The sequence below is a fragment of the Mesorhizobium sp. WSM4817 genome (assembly GCF_055811135.1).
Genome location: NZ_JBVVQQ010000010.1, coordinates 169709 through 190787 on the forward strand (window position 1 = coordinate 169709; position 21079 = coordinate 190787).

Here is a 21079-nt window from a genome sequence, read left to right on the forward strand (position 1 = left end):
GGCGCTTTCAGAGGTTGATCCGGGAATCGGCCATCGACTGTCCGATCTCGATGAGCGTGTTGACCAGGATGTACAAGATTCCGAAGACGATGGCGACGCCCAGCACTGCCGGGAGATCGGCGCTGGCAAAAGCCTGGACCGTGTAAAGACCCAGACCAGGCCACCCGAAAACGCGCTCGACGACAAGCAAATTGCCGAAGAGAAGTCGGACCTGCAGGCCGAGCATGGACAGCGGGGCCGTGGCGGCATTGCGCAAACCGTGGCGCAACAGCACCTTTGTCTCGCTGAGACCCTTGCCGCGTGCCGTACGAATATATGCCTGACTCATAACCTCGTGAAGCGCACCGTTCAGGCTTCGCCCAACCGCGACGCCGATGGGCAACGCCAGTGCAAGCGCCGGCAAGATCAGGTGCAGCAGCGCGTCGACGCTGACTTCGGGCCGGCCGACCAGTATTCCATCGATGACGTTGAGTCCCGTAGGGCCTGCGAAGTCGCGGTAGGTAAGCCGACCCGCTCCGGGAAGCCAGTCGAGTTGGAACCAGAAAAAGTAGCTGAGAAGTAAGGCCGACAGAAAGATCGGCGTGGAGCCCACCCCCACCATAGCGAGCCTTATGCCAGCCGATCCCGGAACCAGGAACTGAAGCGCTGCCATGACGCCGGCGAGCGCCACTCCCAAAGCGATCGCCGCCAGTCCGAGTTCAAGCGTAGCGGGAAGAAATTGCTGTATGTCGTCAGACACCGGCTGCCGGGTCCTTACCGACGTCCCCAGATCCGCATGCGCGAGGCGCAATAGAAAACGCCCGTACTGAACGACAGCGGGGTCGTCAAGTCCGAGTTGCTCGCGCATCGCTTCGACCGTTTCCAGCGGAGCGTTCGGCCCGGCAATGGCCCGCGCTGGATCAGCGGGGATAATGCTTTGGAGACCGAAAACGATGAAGCTCATCACCAGGAGAACGACGACGGCGCCGACGATGCTTTTGGTGAGATATGTCAGCATCTACGCCCCCCTCAGCGCGGCGCGAAGGCCGTCACCCGCAAGGTTGGCGAGGAGGCAGAGGAGAAAGATGATCGCGGCCGGCAGGATCGGCAGCCACCAATGGACGGTGAGACTGTCGAGGGTGCGCGACGTCATCGCTCCGAGTTCAGGCGCCGGTGCAGGCAGTCCAAGTCCAAGGAACGACATCAGCGACAACGTCATGATGACGTTGGCGACATCCAGTGACGCCCCGATGAGCAAGGCTGGGACCACTCCCGGCAACAAGTAACGCATCAGCAGGCGCGGACCGCCGACCCCGGCGATACGCGCCGCCTCGACATGAGGACGGGCCTTGAGGCGACGAATTTCATCACGGGATATGCGCGCATACCAGGGCCACCAGAAAATGGCGAGTGCGATCATCGTGTTGGCAAGCCCGGGACCGAGCGAAGCCACGACAGCGAGCGCGATGAGCGTTCCTGGAAGGACTAAGAACAAGTCGACGATCCGCTCGATGACCAAATCGACCTTGGCGCCCATCAGACCCGAAATCATTCCGACCAGGGAGCCTACACTGAGACTGAAACCGATAACGGCAAGCCCTGGCAGCCACGTATATTGAACGCCGAGAATGACGCGCGAGAACAGGTCGCGGCCGATCTCGTCGGTGCCGAACCAATGTCCGGCCGAAGGCGGCAGGTAGGCCCCGGCGACGCGCAGTTGTGGGTCGAATGGCGTGATCCATGGCGCCAGCACGGCCACGACGGTGACGACAGGCACGCCGACAATTCCGACGCTTTCAAGCCAACCGGCACGCCGGAAGAAATCGCGCCAGTTGAACCGAGGCCGCGCAGGCAGCGTGTCTGGGCTTGGTCTGCTGGTCATCGTCAGGCTCCCGCCTGCAGGCTCGGCATCGCCGCGATGAGAGACCGCGTGTAGGCGGACTGTGGTGCGGCAATGATGGCATCTGGATCGGCAACCTCGACCAACTCGCCGTCCTTCAGCACCGCGATACGGTCGGCGATGATCCTGGCGGCCGCCAGATCGTGCGTCACGAACAGCATCGCCATGTCGAGCCGCCGCCGAAGGTCGCTAAGAAGGTTCAAGGTGGTGGCCGCCAGCGACACGTCCATGGCGCTGATCGGCTCATCGCAGAGCAGAAGCCTTGGGGGGACGATTACCGCGCGAGCCAAAACAGCGCGCTGGCACTGCCCGACCGACATCTCGGCCGGCAACGCGTCCATCAGGATCGGATCGAGGCCGACCAGCTTCATTGCCTCTCCGACGCGACGGCGGCCGTAGTCACTGTCCAGCGAAACGGCCCGCAGGCGCTCGCCGATCTGCTCGCCGATCGTGAGCCACGGCGTCAGCGCCGCCACGGGGTCTTGAAACACGACTTGCGGAGGAGGCATGTCAAAGCGTGTAACAGTGCCGCTCTCGGGCACCACGAGCCCGGCAGCAATTCTCAGAAGGGTAGACTTGCCGGCGCCACTCTCGCCCACCAGGGCCACGCACTCGCCAAGCTTGATCGAGAGGTTGACCCACCTAAGAACGGGCTGCGGTTGGCGCCGTCCCCAAAACGATCGGGCGCCCGTCGGATATGTTTTTCCGACGTTGGACAGCCTCAAGGCCGCAGTTGCCTGGATCGCCTGGGCCGGCCATGGTTTCGCGTCAGCGCGCTGAGCTGAGAGAAATGGGGTTTGCTCGTGGTGAAGGCAGGCAACTACGCCACCGTGGACGGAAGCAGGCTCCAGCGGTGGGCGGATTGCCGTGCAATCTGGCTGGGCGATCGGGCAACGTGTCGCGTAGGCGCAGGCGTTCTCAACATTTATGGAGGGCATGCGCTCGGACGGGAGCGTGGGAAGCGGGCGCCGTCGATCAGAGTCCAGATCGAATCGAGCGGCGAGCAGGCCGGCGGAATAGGGGTGCGTGGCATTGCGGGCCACGTCCTGTATGCGGCCCATTTCAACGATGCGTCCGGCGTAGAGAACCAGGACGCGGTCGGCCAGTGAGGCCGCCACACTCAGATCGTGGGTAACGAACAGAATTGCCGTCTGCTGATCGCGGGCGAGATCGCGCAACAGGTCGAGGATCTGCGCCTGCATGGTGACGTCGAGCGCGGTGGTCGGTTCATCGGCGATGAGCAGCTTCGGCCGTGCCATCATCGCCATGGCAATAAGCACTCGCTGACACTGCCCTCCCGACAGCCGATGCGGAAGCGCATCGGCGATGCGGTCCGGGTCAGGCAGGCCGGTTCGGCTGAGCCAGTCTTCGATCGATCCCTCGGACCCCCCATTGGATTCTCGCATCTGGCGGCGGATCGTCATCGTGGGGTTGAGCGCGCCCATCGGATCTTGCGAGATGGCGCGGACGAGATGGCGGCGGGCCGACTGCCACGTGCGCCTTCCCGCGCCGATAAGCTCGATGCCCGCAAGCCGAATCGAGCCTGCAACCTGCGGCAGGTATTCGCGCGGCAGCAGCCCCTGAAGCGTCAGCCCGATGCTTGTCTTGCCGGAACCGCTTTCGCCGACGAGCGCGATGATCTCGCCCGGAAACATGTCGAAACTGATGCCATCGAGGACCCGGGATGGACGGCCTTCGCGGCTGAGAATGACTGAGAGGTCTTTGACGGCGAGGACGGACTCGGTCACGGGTTCGGAAATTTGGTGCAAAAGCTTGACCATCTGCGGCACGAGCCTGACCTGCTTTCAGAATGGACCGGAGGGCCGGAGTTCAGGGTCCCCAGCGAACGGTGCCGAAGTCGATGTTGCCGGGCGGGTACACGGGACGGAGTCCAAGGTCCTTCAGACCCTTGGTGTGGACAACCACATCATTGACGTCGACAAGTGGGATGACGATGCCTGCATCGAAATACATCTGCCCCGCTCTCTCGTAGAGAGCGTCGCGTTCTTTGACGTCGGTCAATCGCCCGGCCTGGTCCACGATGGCATCGGCTTCCGGCAGCACCCGGCCAAAAAAGTTGAGGGGACCATCTTTTGTGAAGAACACCTTGGCCTGGCTCTCCGGATGAGCGGCGTCCGGGCCCGCGATCGTGAGCAGCAAATCGGGAGGATTTGGGTCGTCCTTCAAGGTGTAGGCAGCGCCGGAGGGCAGCACGTAAGCCGTTGCCTTTACGCCGATCAACGCCAGCTGCGCTATCATCAGGTCGGCGATGCGGCCGTAGCTCGGGGCTGCGCTATGGAGGCCAATGGCCAGTTTGACCGGGCCATGTTTGGCGATCGCGGCTTTCGCTGCCTCAAAGTCGGTCGGGAACCGAATCGGATTCACCGGGTCGAGCATCACGTTCGGATAGACCGACCTCGACGGGCTTGCGAACTCTCCAAAGGCGTCCTTCACCCACAGCGCCGGGTTGATCGCTGTCAAAACGGCCGTGCGGACCTCCGCGTCCTCGAGCGACGAGTTCGGCTTAACGAAGAGATGGTACGGAATCATGCTCGGGGCGGCGGTGATCTCCAGCCCCCTCGGCAGGCTGGTGAGTTGGGCGAACGGATAGTTGATCGGCACGGCATCGATCGAACCCGCCTGCAATTGAAGTATCTGCTGGCTGATATCGGGCACGAGCGAAATCTGGATCTGCCGGAAGAACGGTTTGCTGCCCCAGTAGTCGACGTTGCGTTCGAGCACGTAGCGCTGACCGCGTTTGAATTCAGCCAGTTTGAATGGGCCCGTGCCGACCGCATGCTCATTGAGCCAGGTCTTCGCGAAATCGCCGTTGTCATGCTCGGCGAGGGCTACCGGGCTGATGATCTTTGGCCCCCACGGACTGGAAAGGGCATCGAGGAGCGATGGCTGAGGGTGACCGAGTGTGAGCACGACCGTCAGATCGTCGGGCGCCCTCATGTCCTTCACGTTGGCCAGGAAATAGCTCAGAATCAGTCCACGATCGCGGCGGCGTTCGAAAGACTTTATAACCGCCGCCGCAGTGAACGGCGTGCCATCATGGAACTTGACACCGTTGACCAGGTGGAAGGTGTAAGTCAGCCCGTCGTCCGAGATCTCCCAGCTCTTGGCGAGCAGACCAACGATCCTGGTCGTACCGGGCTCATATTCGACGAGGCCCTCATAGACGTTGTTGATTGCGCTCATCGCGCCGGTCTCAAACCCGTTGTCCGGATCGAACGTGCCAATATCGGCCACATAAGGTACGCGCAGCACCTCTTGGGCGTGGATAGGCACTACCGAAACCAGCAAAGCGACAGCGAGTGCCAGCATGCGCAAAATGAGTCTGAAAGATTGTTTGGTCAGCCAGGACCAAGTATGCATAGAGCTTTCCTCGTCGGCTTGGACTTTCAGTAAGGGGCTGCAAGAAGGCAACCTGCAGTCATTTATTGGCCAACGGGGCATCTTCAGGCTCTTGTTCAGCCCGGCGTCCTGTCGATGCCCTCAAGGATTTTTCGATCGTTGCTCAGCATCGACCGCCGGAGCTCGGGTGTGCACACGTGCACCATACTTCGGCCCACCGATGGCGGTCTATGAACCCAAAGCAGTGGTTATCCTATCCTCAGGGTATAGATTGCTGCCCCGTCGGCGGATCGCCCGCTGGGCAACGAAACGATGGAACCGGAACTACGATTGCTTTTCGCGCACCTGCGGAAAACAGGCTCCATGAAGCCACGGCTTGGTTTGGCAATCCTGCGTCCTGTTGTCGATATTCCGCCACTCACCTGCTTGGCTCTGACAACGGCCGTTATGTCTGAGTCTTGCTTAGGCAGTCGCGAGGCCGCTAGATCAACATGGTCTTCAAAGGCCGTCATCACCGCTCCGCTACGTCGAGTAGACTGCTCGGCTTTCTTTCTCATCATCGCTTCTTTGAAGACTACGATGAGCCAGGAATCCTCCTCTCTCAGTTAATCCAATTCTGTCTTATTGCCGCTGACGTCGAACAGACCCTATGCGATGCGGCGGCATCGCCTGTTCCGAAGTGTTGTCGAATCTGTCCCACGGGCTTGAGATCGGCTGGGCGACACTAGCGGTTTTCGCGCGCCGTTTGACTCCAAGTATGAGTTCCACTCCACTTCGAACCAGTCGTCATCCGCTGCTTGTCGCCGCAAGATCGTGGCCATCCGAGCACTGAGTCATTCGGTAGTCGCAACAACGCGAGTAGCAAGGAGCAAACTATGTCCTATCGTCGCAATCACTGTTCCATTCAAAAGGTGCGTCATCCTTCCCTGTTGGTGATCGCCATCTGCGCCGCAGCCGCGCTGTCGCCCCCGTCGGCTGCCCTCGCGCAGACTGCTCCTTATGCGGATCCGGCCAATCCCGCCCTCAAGAAGGGGAGTATGGTTCTCGATCCTTCGCGCGCAGCCCTAGTGGTCATCGATCCCCAGAACGATTTTATGGACCCTAAAGGCAAGGCATGGCCAGTCGTCGGCGAAAGCGTTACTGAGCAGCAGCTCATTCCACACCTTGATCAGCTATTTGCTGCGGCGAAGGCCGCGGGCATGGTCGTTGCGATCTCGCCGCACCACTACTACCACTGGGACCATGAATGGCACGTCCAGGGCCCTCTAGAAGTATTCCAGCATGACGTGGGAATCTTCGACCGAAAGGGACCTTACACCCTAGAAGGGTTCGAAGGTTCCGGTGCGGACTTCCTGCCGGATTTCAAGAAGTATATCAACGATGGCAAAACAATCATCGCCTCCCCGCACAAACTCTATGGTCCGCAAGTCAACGACCTGACATTCCAACTTCGTAAGCAGCGCGTCGATCAAATTATCGTCGTCGGCATGCTTGCGAATATGTGCGTGGAATCACACGTGCGCGAGTTTTTGGAGGAAGGTTTCGAGGTGGCGGTGGTCCGAGATGCAATCGCATCAACCAAATTGCCGGAAGGCGACGGATATCACGCGGCACTCATCAACTTCCGATACATGGCAAACGGCCTATGGACGACGGACCAAACCGTCAAAATGCTGGCGCGATAGCCGATCGACACCTTAAAAAGGCCTTCCCGAGGTTGATCGGCCCTTCGGCGTCGACCAAGGTCTAGTTTGGATTAGCCCACGGAAAATGGACGGCATCGGACCCGTGCCTCTGGATAGGGTGGCGCAGCGAAATACTACTATCGCTGGGGCACGGAGTGATGGCAGCCTGAAGATCGATCAGTCGCGATCAATAAAAGATATAGAGTACCAAGACTAAAGTCGCCGGACTTCACAGGCGAGACGGTCAAGGTTGCCGAGACTGATCGACGCATCACTGCACGTGGCCAGTACGAGCTTAACGCAGTCGGCCACTGTGCCCGTACCGATGTCTTCAGGCTCTCGGTCAAGCCTGCCGTCGCATTCTCACGGGGCCTCATCTGGCGCCGATCGGTCGCCCGGAACCAAATTCGCAGGAGGATCAGGTATGTTCGGACTAACCGCTCTCGAACTGGCGCGGATTCAGTTCGGTTTCACCATCTCCTTCCACATAATCTTTCCGGCCATTACAATCGGACTCGCCAGCTATTTGGCTGTGCTTGAAGGTCTGTGGCTGTGGAAAAAGGTCACGGTCTATCGCGACCTTTATCATTTCTGGTCAAAGATCTTCGCGGTAAATTTCGCCATGGGGGTCGTCTCAGGCCTCGTCATGGCGTATCAGTTCGGCACTAACTGGAGCTATTTCTCGGCGTTCGCCGGTTCGATCACTGGGCCACTGCTGGCATACGAGGTGCTGACGGCCTTCTTCCTCGAGGCGGGTTTCCTCGGAGTAATGTTGTTCGGCTGGAAGAGAGTTGGGCCGGGCCTGCATTTCTTCTCGACTATTATGGTGGCGATCGGCACGCTCATCTCGGCCACGTGGATCCTCGCTTCGAATAGCTGGATGCAGACGCCTCGAGGTTACGCGATCGTCAACAACGTCGTTGTTCCGGTCAACTGGCTCGAGGTGATCTTTAATCCCTCTTTTCCCTACCGGCTGACCCACATGACGGTGGCGGCCTTCCTCGCCACCGCGCTCTTCGTTGGAGCTTCGGGCGCATGGCATCTGCTGCACGGCCATGACAATGGCCGGGTGCGGACGATGTTCTCGATGGCAATGTGGATGGTGCTGATCGTCGCGCCAATACAGATCGTCATCGGTGATCAGCACGGCTTGAACACGCTCGAGCATCAGCCGGCCAAGATCGCGGCCTTGGAGGGACACTGGCGCAACGAAGCTGGCGTCGGCATGTCGCTCATTCTGTTGGGCTGGCCGGACATGGAAGCTGAGATGACACGCTACGCGATCGAGATTCCGCGCCTCGGCAGCATCATCCTGACCCACAGCCTCGACGGTCAGTTCCCCGGCCTCAGTGAATATGCGCCGGAAGATCGGCCGAACTCCACGGTCGTGTTCTGGTCGTTCCGTATCATGGTCGGCCTTGGCATGTTGATGCTGTTTCTCGGCGCGTGGAGCGTTTGGCTCCGCTGGCGCGGCAGGCTCTTCGAACGATCGGGTTTCCTGCGGTTCGCCACCTGGATGGGGCCATCAGGTCTCATTGCCATCCTTGCGGGATGGTACACGGCCGAGATTGGCCGCCAGGCGTGATGCGCACGGAGCATGCAGTTTCCAACCATTCCGCCCTTGCGCTCTCGGCGACGCTGATCCTCTTTATCGTCGTGTATTTCGCCGTCTTCGGCATGGGCGTCAGCTACATGCTGAAACTCGTGGCCAAGGGGCCCGGCCAAAGCGAGGACGAGCACCAGTCTCAAGATCCTGGCCAATCGCAACGTCCGGCCAGGCCGTTGTCAGCCGCGCCTGACGATATTGATCCGGCGATAGACTGAGGAGGTAAAGCTATGGGTATCGATCTTCCTCTTCTCTGGGCCATCATCGTCGCCTTCGGTCTTATGATGTATGTCATCATGGACGGCTTCGATCTTGGCATCGGCATTCTATTCCCCTTCGTACGAAATCGTGAAGACCGGGACACGATGGTCAACAGTGTGGCGCCAGTTTGGGACGGCAACGAGACATGGCTTGTGTTTGGCGCTGCGGCCCTTATGGCCGTCTTTCCGCTTGCCTATGCGGTGATCCTGAGCGCACTTTATCTACCACTGGTTCTGATGCTGGCGGGTCTGATCTGGCGCGGAGTCGCGTTCGAGTTCCGCTTCAAGGCAGATGAGGCGCACAAGCCGTTCTGGGATAAAGCCTTTGCCGCGGGCTCATATATCGCCACTTTCTCGCAGGGCGTCGCGCTTGGCGCTTTCATCAACGGTTTTGAGGTCAAGGATGGAACTTATACAGGTGGGCCCTTCGACTGGGTCACGCCGTTCAGCCTGTCCACCGGCGTAGGGCTTCTATTTGCCTATGCGCTTCTCGGAGTCACATGGTTGGTGATGAAGACTGAGGACGGGCTGCAACGACGGATGCGGGAACTCGGTCGCCCGATAACCACGGCATTGCTGGTCGCGATCGCCATCGTCAGCCTCTGGACGCCATTCGCCCACCCCGATATTGCAACCCGCTGGTTCTCCTTACCAAATCTATTCTTCTTCGCCCCAGTGCCGGTACTTGTCGTGCTGGCGACATGGGCGCTTCTGAAGACACTCGGTGGGGAGAGCCACGCCGCGCCGTTCCTGCTGTCGCTGTTATTGCTATTCCTCGGCTACACAGGGCTGGCGATTAGCCTGTGGCCGAACATCATCCCGCCTGAGATATCGATCTGGCAGGCCGCAGCTCCATCCCAGAGCATGGGGTTCACCCTCGTCGGAGCGCTGTGCATTATACCCTTCATTCTCGCCTACACCGCATGGTCCTACTATGTCTTCCGCGGAAAGGTGAGGGCGGGGGAGGGATACCATTGATGCCGGAAACCCACACAAGTCGAAAGCTCTTGCTGCGCCGGCTCGGTTGGCTCGCTTTCATCTGGATCGCCAGCGTCGGTACACTGGCGATAGTGGCGGTCCTTTTCCGACTGTTGATGAACATGGCCGGAATGACCGTCTGACCCGCTTTGATTTACACGCCTCCAAAACCGCCTTTGCCACCATTGGTCCGAGATCCAATGCGCCGGGGTGCGTCCGCATCAATGAGTTCCCTTTCGGTTTAGAAGGCGCCGCACTTTTTTACACCCGAAAGCTGGACATTCACCATCAAGGCGATTGGGAACTGACTTTATCTGACGCGGCCAATTCTCCGGGTTTCGCCGCCATTTGCCACGATCGCGCCGCTGCGGCCGCTTACATTCGCGGGGCATTCTGATCGCCGTGATTGCGTAGGCACGCCAATTCAGAAAGTTCGCTCTCGACGAGATACCGCCTACTGCAGTTTCTTGCACGCGCATGCGAGTAACGCACGGGGTCTTATCCGGGCTACCGCTTCATTACATGGTCTTCTCAATGTGCCAGAGTCCTAAACGGCTTATTCCAATGGGCAAGGTCAGTGATGAACAAGCCTGTCCCATAAGCCGGGCCAGAGCTTTGCTACAGTCCGCGCCTCGCTGGGATAAGTCGCGCACCGGTGATCGGCGCTAGTCATCTCCCAAGCGGCAAGGTCTACTGATTTGAGGAATGTCGAGCACCTGACGCGGGGAACCATTATGTGAAAAGTCCACGCGCGGCGTGTCCGGCACGGGATCAATACGGATGCCAGGACCAGCAGGAAGGCCGCCGTCGGCCTCCTTGTGTTGACTGCGAGCAGCCAGCACGAGGCTGCCGCTCCGGCACATCTGCTCGTCCGGCACGCATCGACTATCACGCGCGTAATTGATCAGTGCCAAGGACTGCGGTACCTGATCTCTCCCGACTGGATCCCCAAGCTCCGGGCGCATGCATCCTGCACCTTTGCATCGCATTACAAATACCCTTGTAGAATAGGTTCGCGCGACTGGTCGGCGCATTCTGCTCCGTACTGGCTACTGCCTTTATGGAGGAAAACAGTGCAAAATCTCATCGGAATGCTGTCGCACCGCGCCTCCCTTGCCGCCGTATTCTCCGCATCGGTTCTCATTGCATATCCGGCCAGTGCGCATGAAGCGCTGCCCACAGCCGCCAAGCCGCTGGGCTGGAGCTATCCCTTCTCCTGCTGCTCCGGCATCGACTGCCGCCAAGTCAGCGAGAAGGCCATCAACGAGAGACCGGAGGGATATGTCATCAACGAGACTGGCGAGGTCGTCGCGTACAGCGACAGCCGGGTGAAGAACTCGCCCGACGGCGTCTACCACTGGTGCTCGGTGGCCGGCGCCAACGACAGCAAGACGATCTGCTTGTTCGTTCCGCCTAAGGGATACTGATCCGCGAAATCTCAGCAGGGTGCCCGCCTGGGACCCATCGAGAATGCTCGCGCAACTTTGACCCAGATCGAGACCCATTTGTGCCGGGGCTGCAGTCGCTCCGAGCAGGCAATTCTTGTCCGGAGACCGCCCATGATTACCGCATTGCCACTACATCTCCTCGCGCTCAGCGCCTGCTTCGTGGTGCAGTTCGGCGCGCCCGAGATGTCGAGGGTGCACGGTGTTCGGCGCGCCATTCAGACGATGGAAAGCGCGCGCGAAGCTGCATCATCACACGTTGATAAAGCGGCGGAGGTCAATTTCCATTGCCTAAAGCTGGATATTTTAGCTTTACGGCACATCCAGCGGTTTTAATCCTGCAGATCCCAACTTAAATCGGGCAGCACTGACATACAGGACAGGCTTCCAACTATGGCAGACCGACTTCACCTACTCAAGGGCGTTGCTGGCAGGAGCAATGCCAGCGTGATGGCTGCCTCATGGAGATTGCCGCTCAGTACGGCCGGAAGCGACCCGTTCGACCGAAGTGTCAGAGCACCAGACCATCGAATAAGCGAACTAGCGCTGACAAGACAATCGATTGCTGCGTCAGCTGGAACCACCGTTCCACAAAGCCAAGCGCGTAGGAGATTCTGTTGTGCGCCTGTTGAAAGCATCGGGGCTCCTTGAACTGGCGGCCCTGGTTGTGATCTTCGCCTGGTCCCGGGGCTTGTTGGGCGCTTCGAAGAAGCCACGGCCAATGCGTACGTCCGAGCCGGAACAACCTCTGTAACACCGAAAGTTTCGTGCTATGTGATCGACGTGGACGTGATTGACAATGCCTCGGTCGAAGCCGTTAGGATCGACGACAGCAACTACAAAGCGCGCCTTGCACAGGCAGATGCCAAAATCGGTTCAGGCCGTGCCGCCTGGTGAATCTGAAGGCGGAGGCACGGCTTCAGCAGCAGGTCATCACCCAGAATGAAGCAAATTTGTTTCTGCAGTCGTGACCCAGTTGCTGGCGCGCCAGAGATTTGAGCACCACCGAGCTCCGGTGAAGGTCAATTAGCCAAGCGATGTTACAGAAAACGACGCCGCTCTTAAGGAGAAAAACGCGTCCCTCAGTGCGGCGAGCTCCGCAGTTGACGCGCAGCGCAGGAAGTTGGAGGTGCTCGCCGCAACACAAACGAGCAGCAGAAGCTGCGATTTTGCAAGCACAAGGCCCGGACATTAGCCGAGTCGACTTCGATAACACGGTCGTGCGCGCACCGGTAAGCGGTGTGGTCGGCAACTGCCAGGTCCGGGCTGGCAAGTTTTTGACACCAGGAGCGTCCGTACTAGAGATCGTGCCCGCGGCGGCGGTGCGGGGGGCACCTTCAGCGTCGGCGAGCTTTCGGCGTCGAGCGCAGCCAAGACCGTCCGCACTAGAATTTGCGACGGTGCCTTCCGCGCCGAGAGCCGCGCGGTACAGAACGATTGGCGTCAACAAGTGGCACAACGCGGGCTCGGTGGCAGAACATTGAGGCCGCGAGCGTTTTTCGCAGCCCAGTCGAGCGCGAAGTCCGCAACCTCCTCCCAGCCCGCCTCAATACAGGTCCAGTGCGAGCGGTTGGGATAAATTTTGAGTTCGGTGTTCGACGGCGCCTGCTTGTGCTTCTTGAACAGCGCTTTGGTCAGCTTGGCGTCGGCAATGAGGTCGATACCGCCCCCGATGAGCAGCAGAGGTGCGCGATCGGGGTTGTCCCAGCGGATACTGCCTGCGGCTGAGACCAGACCGTCCCAGTAGATTTTCCCGGACGTGGGGACAATGTAGCGGTCGTACGTGGCATCGACCTGCGCCGGCGGGACGGTCGGTGCGAAGCGCGTGCTGAAGAACCTGCGCGACATGGTCATGACGCGGCGCCAGCTTCCCCAGGAAAAGAACACGGGGAAGGTCGACTTGATGGTCTGCCACCCGCCCAGTACGCCGGAGGTCGGTGCGGGATCGATGGCGACGCCGACCAGGCCGAGCCCGCGATCAAGCAGGTGCAGCGTGACGGTGCCGCCGAACGAGTGTCCGATCAGGATTGGCGGCTCGGGCAGCGCGCGGATAAGGCGATCGTAGTGATCAATAATCTCGTTAATGCCGACCTGGGCGAGAGCGGGGTTCGGGGACGCCCGTAGCTCGGCCGGAGAGCGGTCGTCGAGCGGCCAGGACGGGGCGATGACCGTGTAGCCCCTGGCTTCGTAGCGGGCCTTGAAGCCTTCCCAGCTGTGGGCGTTCAGCCAGGCGCCATGGATCAGCATAATGGTTTTGGACATTGGTCACTCCGTCGGTTCTGCTTAGCAGCTGGGAAGCGTCAATTGCGTAGCGCCATCATTGATCGTGCTGGACTGTCTGTCGGTGCGCGACATGTCCGTTTTCCTCGTTTGCTCGATCGACCAACGAGACGATCAGGGCCATGCAGAGAAAGCTAGGTTGAGGGCACACGTGCAGTCGACTGCATCAAGGCCGTGGACGACTGATACCGCGGTATAGGATCTCCCCGCGCTGGGTGTACCGCCGGCGGGCAAGTAGGCACAGCCGCCGTTCGCTAATCAAAGCGGCGCCTTCGGACGTTTGCCGCGAGATCCCATGCTCGCGACGGGTCTGCCCTGGACATTCGTATGGCATGACCGATGCTTCCGTTCGATGGTCGCGCAGGTCGCGGCGCAATCTCCTCCGCAGACGCCAGGTGGCCACACGGCCGTGGGTAAGGCAGTCAACAGGAGACAAACATGAGCTTGAACATCGCCAACGATCTGATTGTCCTCCACCGCTGCATCGGCATCCATCAGCCATGGCGTTCTGCATCCGGCGCAGCACAGGTGCCGACCGGAAGTTTTGGTAAATGGAGCGTCGTCGGGTGGAAGTCTTGGGCATATTCCTCGAAGAGCCGTAATGGACTGCTTGACGTAGCCCACTGCGACATGCGGCGGTCCCAAGGAAGCATGCCCTGATGAATCCGTACTGAGCGGTGGTACAATCCTGGAACTCGTCGAGGAAGACATCTCCTCCAAAGCGCGTTGCGCGCGATGGTGCTCGTCTCAATGATCGTAGTTGCAGAGGAACCATGTCAGCAAAGGAGATCGACTGTCCCTGACGCGGGCAGGACCGACGGTGTAGTCCGGGTCAAGGGCGTTGGTTCCGGGCAGTACGAGACGAAATCGGTCGATTATGCAGAGCGCGAACCGTGCAACATGAAGCTGTCGAATGTGCAGCCAGCTCGTGGCCGCACCGACGCCGGACGCGAGCCTTGAAATTTTGGTGGCATCCAGTTTGAAGGAGATCGCAAGGACGCGCTTTGGATACTTGCAAGAAGCAGGCGTTCGCGAATCGGGCCGGCGACCGCTCCTGTCGAAAGATCGAAACGCGATGGAACTTATGGCCTGGTTCAACAATCAGCTATCGCATTGCCGAAGGCAGCGTCGCTGCACTCGATGGGCGTATTACCTATGCTCTAGCACTCTGGGTCCCGACCGCTTTGATACCTTCCACGATCGCCGCGATCAGCAGCCCTAGACCTTAGCATCGCCCGATGGATGCATGCGTAGAATAGGCAAGTTTCCTGAACTGCTCCATTCTCCTCGCACGCGGCTACCCCGGCCTCAATGGAGAGAGGTGGTACGGCTGAAAAGGAAATGAAGATGACAATTGAAGTACCGAATAAAGGATTGGAGTGGACCAACCTCATTCTAGGCGCAGCTTGGCCTGACGCTGCAATCACGTTGACCGGGCTACCAGTCGCGGCTTGGAACGCGGGGATCATGGGCACGCTGATTATGTGCTGCTCTGCCATAGCGCTCTGTCGGTATGGGGCCTGGACCCGAATGGTCGAACCTCATTCTAGGCTGCTGGACGGTGGTCGCCCCGTTCCTGCTCGGCTTTGCATCGGCGCAGACGCCGATGTGGACGCACGCCGTGCTGGGGCTTTGCGTCGCGACCATCGCACCGTGTAACTTCTGGCGAGTCGCAGGGCGCACGCGTCTTCGAGGTCCGCCACCCCCAGATAGTTTGGGTTAGCGGCCGTTATCGTATGTGTCACCCATTACCGGAGGCCATCGTGGCACAGCTCAACAAGAAGAAGATCGTCGGTTTGCTGCTGTGCCTCGGCGCCTTGGTGATTGTGACTGCGGGATGGGCTTGGGCTCGTTCGAGCAGCGAGACGTCGACCGACAACGCTTACGTCCGCGGGGACGTGACCTCACTCGCCCCAAGGGTTGCGGGCTACGTCACGGCGGTAGACGTTGAGGATAACCAGACCGTGCGAGCGGGTGACGTCCTGTTCCGGATCGACGATCGGGACTACCGCGCACGGCTCGCGCAGGCTGTGGCCAATGTCGAAGCCGCCCAGGCTCGCCTCACCAATGTCGACGCCGAAACCCAACTTCAGCATGCCCTGATCCGGCAGGCCGAAGCCCAAAAGGTTTCGGCCCTGGCCGAGTTGAACCTCGCGATGAGAGCATCCGACCGCCGCCGCGAACTCATTCGCAGCAGCGCGGTAAGTCAGGCCCAGGTCGATGAAAGCGACGCCGCGCGGTCGAGAGCCGAGGCGGGCGTAGCAGCGGCATCGGCAACGCTAGAAGCACAGCAGCAACGCATCGCTGTCCTTGCCTCCCAACGCGATGCTGCCGTTGCCGCTGTCTCGCAGGCGCGAGCCGCACGCGATCTCGCCCACATCGATCTCGACAGCACCGAGGTGCGTGCGCCGGTGGACGGCGTCGTCGGCAACCGCCAAGTCCGCATCGGCCGCCTCGTCGCGCCGGGCGCCTCCCTGCTCGATATCGTTCCGGTCGATGATGTGTGGATCGTGGCGAATTTCAAAGAAACCCAGCTGGAACATATCCGGCCCGGTCAGCACGTCCGTATCATCGTCGACGGCTACCCTTACGAGAGATTTGAAGGCGTGGTGGACAGCTTTGCGCCCGGTAGCGGGTCCGCCTTCAGCCTACTCCCCTCAGACAACGCGACAGGTAATTTCGTTCGCGTCGTTCAGCGCGTTCCGGTGAAGATCCGGTTCGTTGGCAATCCATTGCCCGGCCGGCTGGTGCCCGGCCTGTCCGCGCGGGTCGATATCGATCGGAGAAGCGGCTCATGACTGCGGCCTTCGTCGCCACGCCGTGTCGCAACCCACCTGAGGCAGGAGCCCTTCTCGTCGCGGGCATAGTGCTTGCCACTCTGACGGAGGCGATCGCCAGCACGGCCCTGTCGCTCGGGCGCGGCGACATCATCGGCGACACATACGCAACTCCTGATGAGTTCGCCTGGCTGGATATCGGATACACCACTCTGAAGCTTATCGGGTTTATGGCCGCCCCCTGGCTGATGAACCGTATCGATCCGCGCAGCCTAATCATCGGCTCGACCATGGTCATGGGCGCGGCCTGCGCCATTGCCGCCGTCACGGCTCGACTGGACCTGCTTGTCGCGCTCCGTATCGTTCAGGGCTTCTCCGGAGGCATCCTGCTTGTCGGCGGCCAGACGGTCGTTTTTCTCGCTTATCCAGGGCGCCGCCAGCCGATCCTTCAAGCCCTGTTCGCAATCGGTTCGGTCGTTGCCCCCGCGACGATCGCCCCGGCCCTTCAGGGCTGGCTGCTCGATAGCCAGTCCTGGACATGGATATTCTTCAGCGTCGTTCCTGTGGCGCTGGCGGCCGCCGGACTCCTGCTGCTCGCAGAGGGGTCGATACCCGCGAGGACCGCGCGCCGTCCGTTCGGCTGGATCGGTTTCTCGCTCGTCTCCACAACGCTCTTCTGCTTCACCTACGTGTTCAGCCAGGGCAGCCGATGGGACTGGTTCGAAGAATCTCGCATCGTCTGGCTGACATTGATCGGCACGGCCACTCTGCTGGCATTTCTCGGTCAACAGGTGGTCGCCAAAGGCCAGGGCCTGGTCGATCTCAGCTCGTTCCGGTCGGGGGATTTTTCCTTCGCCTTTATCGTCAGTTTTGTCGCGGGCGCCGCATTGTTCGGGAGTGCGTTCCTGATCCCGTCGTTTGCCGTGTCCGTCCTTGCGTTCACGCCTACCGACGCCGGTCAGCTCTTGTTGCCAAGTGGCGCGCTTTTCATCGGCGCGCTCCTCTTTGCCGCTTTCCTCATGCAGGCCCGCCACATTCCTCCGATCGCCACGGTGCCTTTCGGAATCCTGATCATCATGGTTGCAATGTGGATGCTGTCCGGCTCGACCAGCGAAAGCGGCGCGGACGACATGATGGCGGCCATCCTGCTGCGCGGCTTGGGCCTTGGGTTCCTGTTACTTGCGATCACCCTCATCGCTTTCAGCAATCTCAACAGTCAAAACCTCGCCTCCGGAATATTCCTCTTCAATACGGGTCGCCAGCTTGGTGGACTGATGGGTGTCGCGGGGCTCCAGACACTGATCGACCATAACGTTGCCGCCAATGTCGCGGTGCTCGGCGCCAACGTCACCGCAGGTGTTCCTGCGGTCAGCGAGCGTCTGACGACGACGACAGCCACGCTGATTGCAAGAGGAATGGACGCCGGGGCCGCCATCCAGGCGGCCACAAGCCTGCTGGGCAGGTCCGTCACAGCTCAGTCCACTGTGATCGCTTTCGACACAGCCTTCAATGCAGTTGCCCTATTATTTGTAATCGCCGCGCCGGTGCTGGTCGCCATCAGGATCGGCCTCTCCCGATACGCGAAGTCGCGCACTGCGCCATTGGCCGTGAGGCCGACCACCACCCGATGCGACACGCGTCTACGCCAGACCGGGCCCCAAGCCGGATATCGCGGGCTATGTGGCCTGCAGCTTCTCGTCCGCAGGATCGTTGCTCGTCCGCGGCTGGCGGGCGTGGACGTGCTCATCACCGACAGCGGTATGCCCGGCATGGACGGATTTGAACTTCGCGATCTGGTGAAGAAGGTACGTCCGGAGCCCGGGTCCCTGTAACGGGATGCCACGAGCTAGCGGATCAGCACCGCGCCCAATGAATCAGCGGGTGCTTCCGTAAGCCCTTCGATGCACAGGCCCTGCTTGCGGCCGTCGCCAACGTCTTGCGTGATGGAGAAAATGGAGTGTGAACATGAGACTTGACCAGCCGCTCTTACGGAGATCGGCGCCGTTATCGCAGCAGCGGGAAGCGGAGCAGCCGCTCGTCATCATTGTCGATGACGATGCGTCTGTTCGGGAGGCGCTGTCGGAGTTGGTCCTGTCGGCGGGTTTGCAGCAGGTCTGCTTTGCCTCGACCCGCGAACTGCTTGACGCCGACGTATTGGGCAGCCCTGGCTGCTTGATCCTTGATGTGCGCATGCCAGGAGCAAGCGGTCTCGACCTGCAGCATCATCTGACCCAAAACGGCAACCCTAAGCCGATCATCTTCCTGACAGGGCATGGTGATATTCCGATGACTGTCCAGGCGATGAAGGCCGGCGCAGTGGACTTCCTCACCAAGCCGGCGCGGGACCAGACGCTGCTTGACGCCGTACTTGCGGGCATCGCGACGGATGCCGCGCGGCGGACGGAGGCGGTGATCGTCAAGCGCAACGTCGAACGCCTTGAGACACTGACGCCACGTGAGCGCGAGGTTCTGCGTGAAGTGGCGCACGGACGTCTCAACAAGCAGATCGCTTTCGACCTCGGCATTAGTGAAGTGACGGTGAAGCTGCATCGCGGCAACGTCATGCGCAAGATGGAGACTGCTTCCATCGGCGAACTAATCCGGGCATGGGAGACACTGCCCGCGCCGATTCGCGAGGCCAGAGCGAACAAGATTTTGGCCTGAAACAATCCCCTCATACGGCCATTGGGATTGCCTAACTCGCAGGAGAGCAATTGTCGCCCGGCCGCGGGCGAAGGTACACAGCCGAATCCGTCGGGTACGACAAATTCAAATCGGACAACCAGGCGCTCAGCCGAGTTCAACCTTCGAAGGGTGCGTTAGACACGAGGTCGACGGAAGAAGGAGCTCGGTATCCAGGTACGTAGCGTTCACCGAAATCTCGGACGAAATTGTCGTAGGTCGTCTCCGGTCTGGCCTCGGCGATGTGACAGAAGCACCGGGTCATGCGCCGCTTCATGTCAAGACGCGGGAATTCCTCAACGATCCTCGCCATCTCTGCTGCGGGGATAAGCTCGTATTGCAGGCCGACCACGTCCAGGCAGATGCCTGCAGTGCAGAGCGCCACCTCCGCCTCTTTGTAGAGGCCGATGGACGGTGTCGAGTTGAGGGCGACGCTGTCCCAGATCAGCTGGGCTCGGCGCTCGTCGACACCGCCTTGCCGGGCGAAGACCCGGGCCAGATCGGCGCCTTCGACTTCGAAACGCCGCGGACCGTCAAAGCGCTCGTTGAGGGTGATGTCGTGCAACAGCGTCCCCAGGGCGACGACTTCCGCGTCGTGGTAAATGTTGCGAAGCTGTCCGATCCGTGCCGCAAACAACCAGGAACGGACAACGTGATTGAACATATAGGGCTCGCCTTCCCGGCGGGCGTAATCGAGGGCACCTTCCACGAGCGGCGTATCGGGAACCAAAATTCCCGCAAGTATCCGACTGCTGGTTCGGTTCATGTCTACTGTCTCCACACGAGTTCGACTGGCGGTTTCGCCGGCACGAGCGCTTCGACCATTCACGGCCCAGGATACGGTCTGAGGACGTCAAGAATACCGATGTATATTTGATAGTGGTCATCAAAGGTTGGTAACGCCTTTATGGAAGCATTTCGTTGCATTCGCGAGACGTCGATCGTTTCGCCTGGAGGTGCTGCCAATGTTTTTGGCGAGTTAATAGTTGGAATCGCCAGCATCAGGCCAGCTGGGATTCCCAGAGATATAGAGATCAAAGTGAGTCTATTTCCCATGATGTCCTCTGCGAGTTCTCTTTGAGCATCAGAAATATTTTTGTAGATCGAATTTGCTTATGCATCTTAGGTCAGCTCGTATGGATGTTAACAAGACAAGTACAGTCTGTCGATAATCCCGCGAGATACGAGGAGCAATACCTAAGAATATGTTCGTGTGCACAATTGAATGGCGAAGGAAATCGCTTAGCTTCTATGCTAAAAATATGAAATGCGGGAGTAGTAGTATTCGATTCTGTTCGGGTGGAGGTCACCAGGAACCAAGCATTCCACGGGGTGTGATTGGGCCTTCGCTTTTCTCACAGACGCGTCTTGAGCTTGGCGCCGCAGCCCGATTAATCAGTCAGGGGAATGACGGGCGGGATTGGAACCATCCGGAACTGGAGGACGAGCCGGATCCGAGGCCATCTACTCGACCAGCTCGTGATTGCCTTGCGACCTGCCACAATCATCGAGCATTCGGACGGGCACTCATGTGAGGCCCAGGCCCCCATCGACTGCGATCACCTGTCCTGTCACCCACTCGGAGGCCGGATCGGCCAGATGGCCGATCCACCTCACCACGTCGTCCGGACTGCCGCGCTGGTTGAGCGGTATCTGCTCGCGTTTCCGCTTCCTCGATAACCGCAGCATGCTCGGGCGAGAGCCCATCATGCCCGTCAGCGCTCCCGATTAGGTTGGACCGGCAGTGACGGCATTGACCCGCACTCCCTGTGGCGAGCGCCCAGCAGCGCGTCAGGCGTTCGAGCCACCTTGCTGGCGACGTAGTGGGACAGACCCTGTGGCCGAAGGTGCTCGATATGGTGATGATCGCTCCCTTCACCGCCGCGAGATGCGGAATCGCCGCCCCGGCCAGCAGTCTTGGGCCAACGACATTCACCGCAAAAAAGTCCGAGATCTGCCCAGCACTTGCAATCCCCAGAGACAAGAGGGCGCAAGCGCCGGCATGGTTCACCAGCACGACCCAGGCGGCCCCATGTGTCGACTGCTAGTAGCGACGGTGCGCTAAGCATCCTCGGCCTTCGCAGCGTCGGCGACGGGGCCGGCGATGTTCTGGTGCGCGGCGACTGT

At 60.1% G+C, this 21079-nt stretch carries 18 protein-coding genes and 1 pseudogene; 11 read left to right on the plus strand and 8 right to left on the minus strand.

Features of this window, described 5'->3' with window-relative positions; all coding sequences use genetic code 11:
* Window positions 1-7: 7 nt before the first annotated feature.
* Genes AC0L2K_RS16200 through AC0L2K_RS16215 form a run of 4 tightly spaced genes read right to left on the minus strand, consistent with a single transcriptional unit; the run spans window position 8 to window position 5260 of the window.
* A complete protein-coding gene (locus tag AC0L2K_RS16200; RefSeq protein ID WP_473531791.1) occupies window positions 8-997 on the minus strand; it encodes an ABC transporter permease in 990 nt (329 codons plus the stop codon).
* Window positions 998-1861: an ABC transporter permease gene (locus tag AC0L2K_RS16205; protein ID WP_473531792.1), complete on the minus strand. Its 864-nt coding sequence runs from the start codon at window positions 1859-1861 to the stop codon at window positions 998-1000.
* A 2-nt stretch (window positions 1862-1863) separates the two neighbouring features.
* Complete coding sequence (locus AC0L2K_RS16210; RefSeq protein ID WP_473531827.1) at window positions 1864-3660, minus strand: oligopeptide/dipeptide ABC transporter ATP-binding protein; 1797 nt, start codon at window positions 3658-3660, stop codon at window positions 1864-1866.
* Window positions 3661-3709: 49 nt separating this feature from the next.
* On the minus strand, window positions 3710-5260 hold the full coding sequence (locus AC0L2K_RS16215) for an ABC transporter substrate-binding protein (protein WP_473531793.1): 1551 nt from the start codon (window positions 5258-5260) through the stop codon (window positions 3710-3712).
* An 854-nt stretch (window positions 5261-6114) separates the two neighbouring features.
* Between AC0L2K_RS16215 and AC0L2K_RS16220 the strand changes: the two genes are divergently transcribed.
* The 4 genes and pseudogenes from AC0L2K_RS16220 (at window position 6115) to AC0L2K_RS16235 (ending at window position 9911) form a co-directional block, all read left to right on the plus strand.
* Complete coding sequence (locus AC0L2K_RS16220; RefSeq protein ID WP_473531794.1) at window positions 6115-6924, plus strand: cysteine hydrolase family protein; 810 nt, start codon at window positions 6115-6117, stop codon at window positions 6922-6924.
* 424 nt (window positions 6925-7348) lie between these two features.
* Window positions 7349-8748: pseudogene (locus tag AC0L2K_RS16225) on the plus strand (cytochrome ubiquinol oxidase subunit I).
* A 12-nt stretch (window positions 8749-8760) separates the two neighbouring features.
* Entirely contained in the window at window positions 8761-9768 is a 1008-nt protein-coding gene (gene cydB, locus AC0L2K_RS16230) for a cytochrome d ubiquinol oxidase subunit II (protein ID WP_473531795.1), read from the plus strand.
* Window positions 9768-9911: a DUF2474 domain-containing protein gene (locus AC0L2K_RS16235; protein WP_473531796.1), complete on the plus strand. Its 144-nt coding sequence runs from the start codon at window positions 9768-9770 to the stop codon at window positions 9909-9911. The genes cydB and AC0L2K_RS16235 overlap by 1 nt, the downstream gene beginning before the upstream one ends.
* Window positions 9912-10433: 522 nt before the next feature.
* Here AC0L2K_RS16235 and AC0L2K_RS16240 read toward each other — a convergent pair.
* On the minus strand, window positions 10434-10682 hold the full coding sequence (locus AC0L2K_RS16240; protein WP_473531797.1) for a hypothetical protein: 249 nt from the start codon (window positions 10680-10682) through the stop codon (window positions 10434-10436).
* A gap of 177 nt (window positions 10683-10859) precedes the next feature.
* On the opposite strand from AC0L2K_RS16240, the gene AC0L2K_RS16245 reads away from it, so the two are divergent.
* Together AC0L2K_RS16245 and AC0L2K_RS16250 are read left to right on the plus strand one after the other, a co-directional pair.
* Window positions 10860-11195, plus strand: a complete 336-nt coding sequence (locus AC0L2K_RS16245) for a hypothetical protein (protein ID WP_473531828.1) — start codon at window positions 10860-10862, stop codon at window positions 11193-11195.
* A 132-nt stretch (window positions 11196-11327) separates the two neighbouring features.
* Window positions 11328-11549 (plus strand): hypothetical protein, encoded by a 222-nt coding sequence (locus AC0L2K_RS16250; RefSeq protein WP_473531798.1) that lies wholly within the window; start codon window positions 11328-11330, stop codon window positions 11547-11549.
* A 1107-nt stretch (window positions 11550-12656) separates the two neighbouring features.
* Here AC0L2K_RS16250 and AC0L2K_RS16255 read toward each other — a convergent pair.
* Window positions 12657-13475, minus strand: coding sequence for an alpha/beta hydrolase (locus AC0L2K_RS16255; protein WP_473531799.1), 819 nt, complete (start codon window positions 13473-13475; stop codon window positions 12657-12659).
* Between the two features lie 456 nt (window positions 13476-13931).
* Between AC0L2K_RS16255 and AC0L2K_RS16260 the strand changes: the two genes are divergently transcribed.
* From AC0L2K_RS16260 to AC0L2K_RS16280, 5 genes are all read left to right on the plus strand, one after another.
* Window positions 13932-14153: a hypothetical protein gene (locus tag AC0L2K_RS16260; protein WP_473531800.1), complete on the plus strand. Its 222-nt coding sequence runs from the start codon at window positions 13932-13934 to the stop codon at window positions 14151-14153.
* A gap of 853 nt (window positions 14154-15006) precedes the next feature.
* Window positions 15007-15216: an SPW repeat protein gene (locus tag AC0L2K_RS16265; RefSeq protein WP_473531801.1), complete on the plus strand. Its 210-nt coding sequence runs from the start codon at window positions 15007-15009 to the stop codon at window positions 15214-15216.
* Window positions 15217-15229: 13 nt separating this feature from the next.
* Window positions 15230-16291: an HlyD family secretion protein gene (locus tag AC0L2K_RS16270; RefSeq protein WP_473531802.1), complete on the plus strand. Its 1062-nt coding sequence runs from the start codon at window positions 15230-15232 to the stop codon at window positions 16289-16291.
* Window positions 16288-18102, plus strand: a complete 1815-nt coding sequence (locus AC0L2K_RS16275) for an MFS transporter (RefSeq protein ID WP_473531803.1) — start codon at window positions 16288-16290, stop codon at window positions 18100-18102. The genes AC0L2K_RS16270 and AC0L2K_RS16275 overlap by 4 nt, the downstream gene beginning before the upstream one ends.
* 133 nt (window positions 18103-18235) lie before the next feature.
* Window positions 18236-18934 (plus strand): response regulator transcription factor, encoded by a 699-nt coding sequence (locus AC0L2K_RS16280; protein WP_473531804.1) that lies wholly within the window; start codon window positions 18236-18238, stop codon window positions 18932-18934.
* A 136-nt stretch (window positions 18935-19070) separates the two neighbouring features.
* On the opposite strand, the gene AC0L2K_RS16285 is transcribed toward AC0L2K_RS16280, so the two are convergent.
* Both AC0L2K_RS16285 and AC0L2K_RS16290 read right to left on the minus strand, forming a co-directional pair.
* Window positions 19071-19718, minus strand: a complete 648-nt coding sequence (locus tag AC0L2K_RS16285) for an HD domain-containing protein (protein WP_473531805.1) — start codon at window positions 19716-19718, stop codon at window positions 19071-19073.
* Window positions 19719-20479: 761 nt separating this feature from the next.
* Window positions 20480-20662 carry an SDR family oxidoreductase gene (locus AC0L2K_RS16290; protein ID WP_473531806.1) on the minus strand — a complete coding sequence of 61 codons (183 nt, stop codon included), beginning with the start codon at window positions 20660-20662 and terminating at the stop codon, window positions 20480-20482.
* Window positions 20663-21079 lie beyond the last annotated feature (417 nt).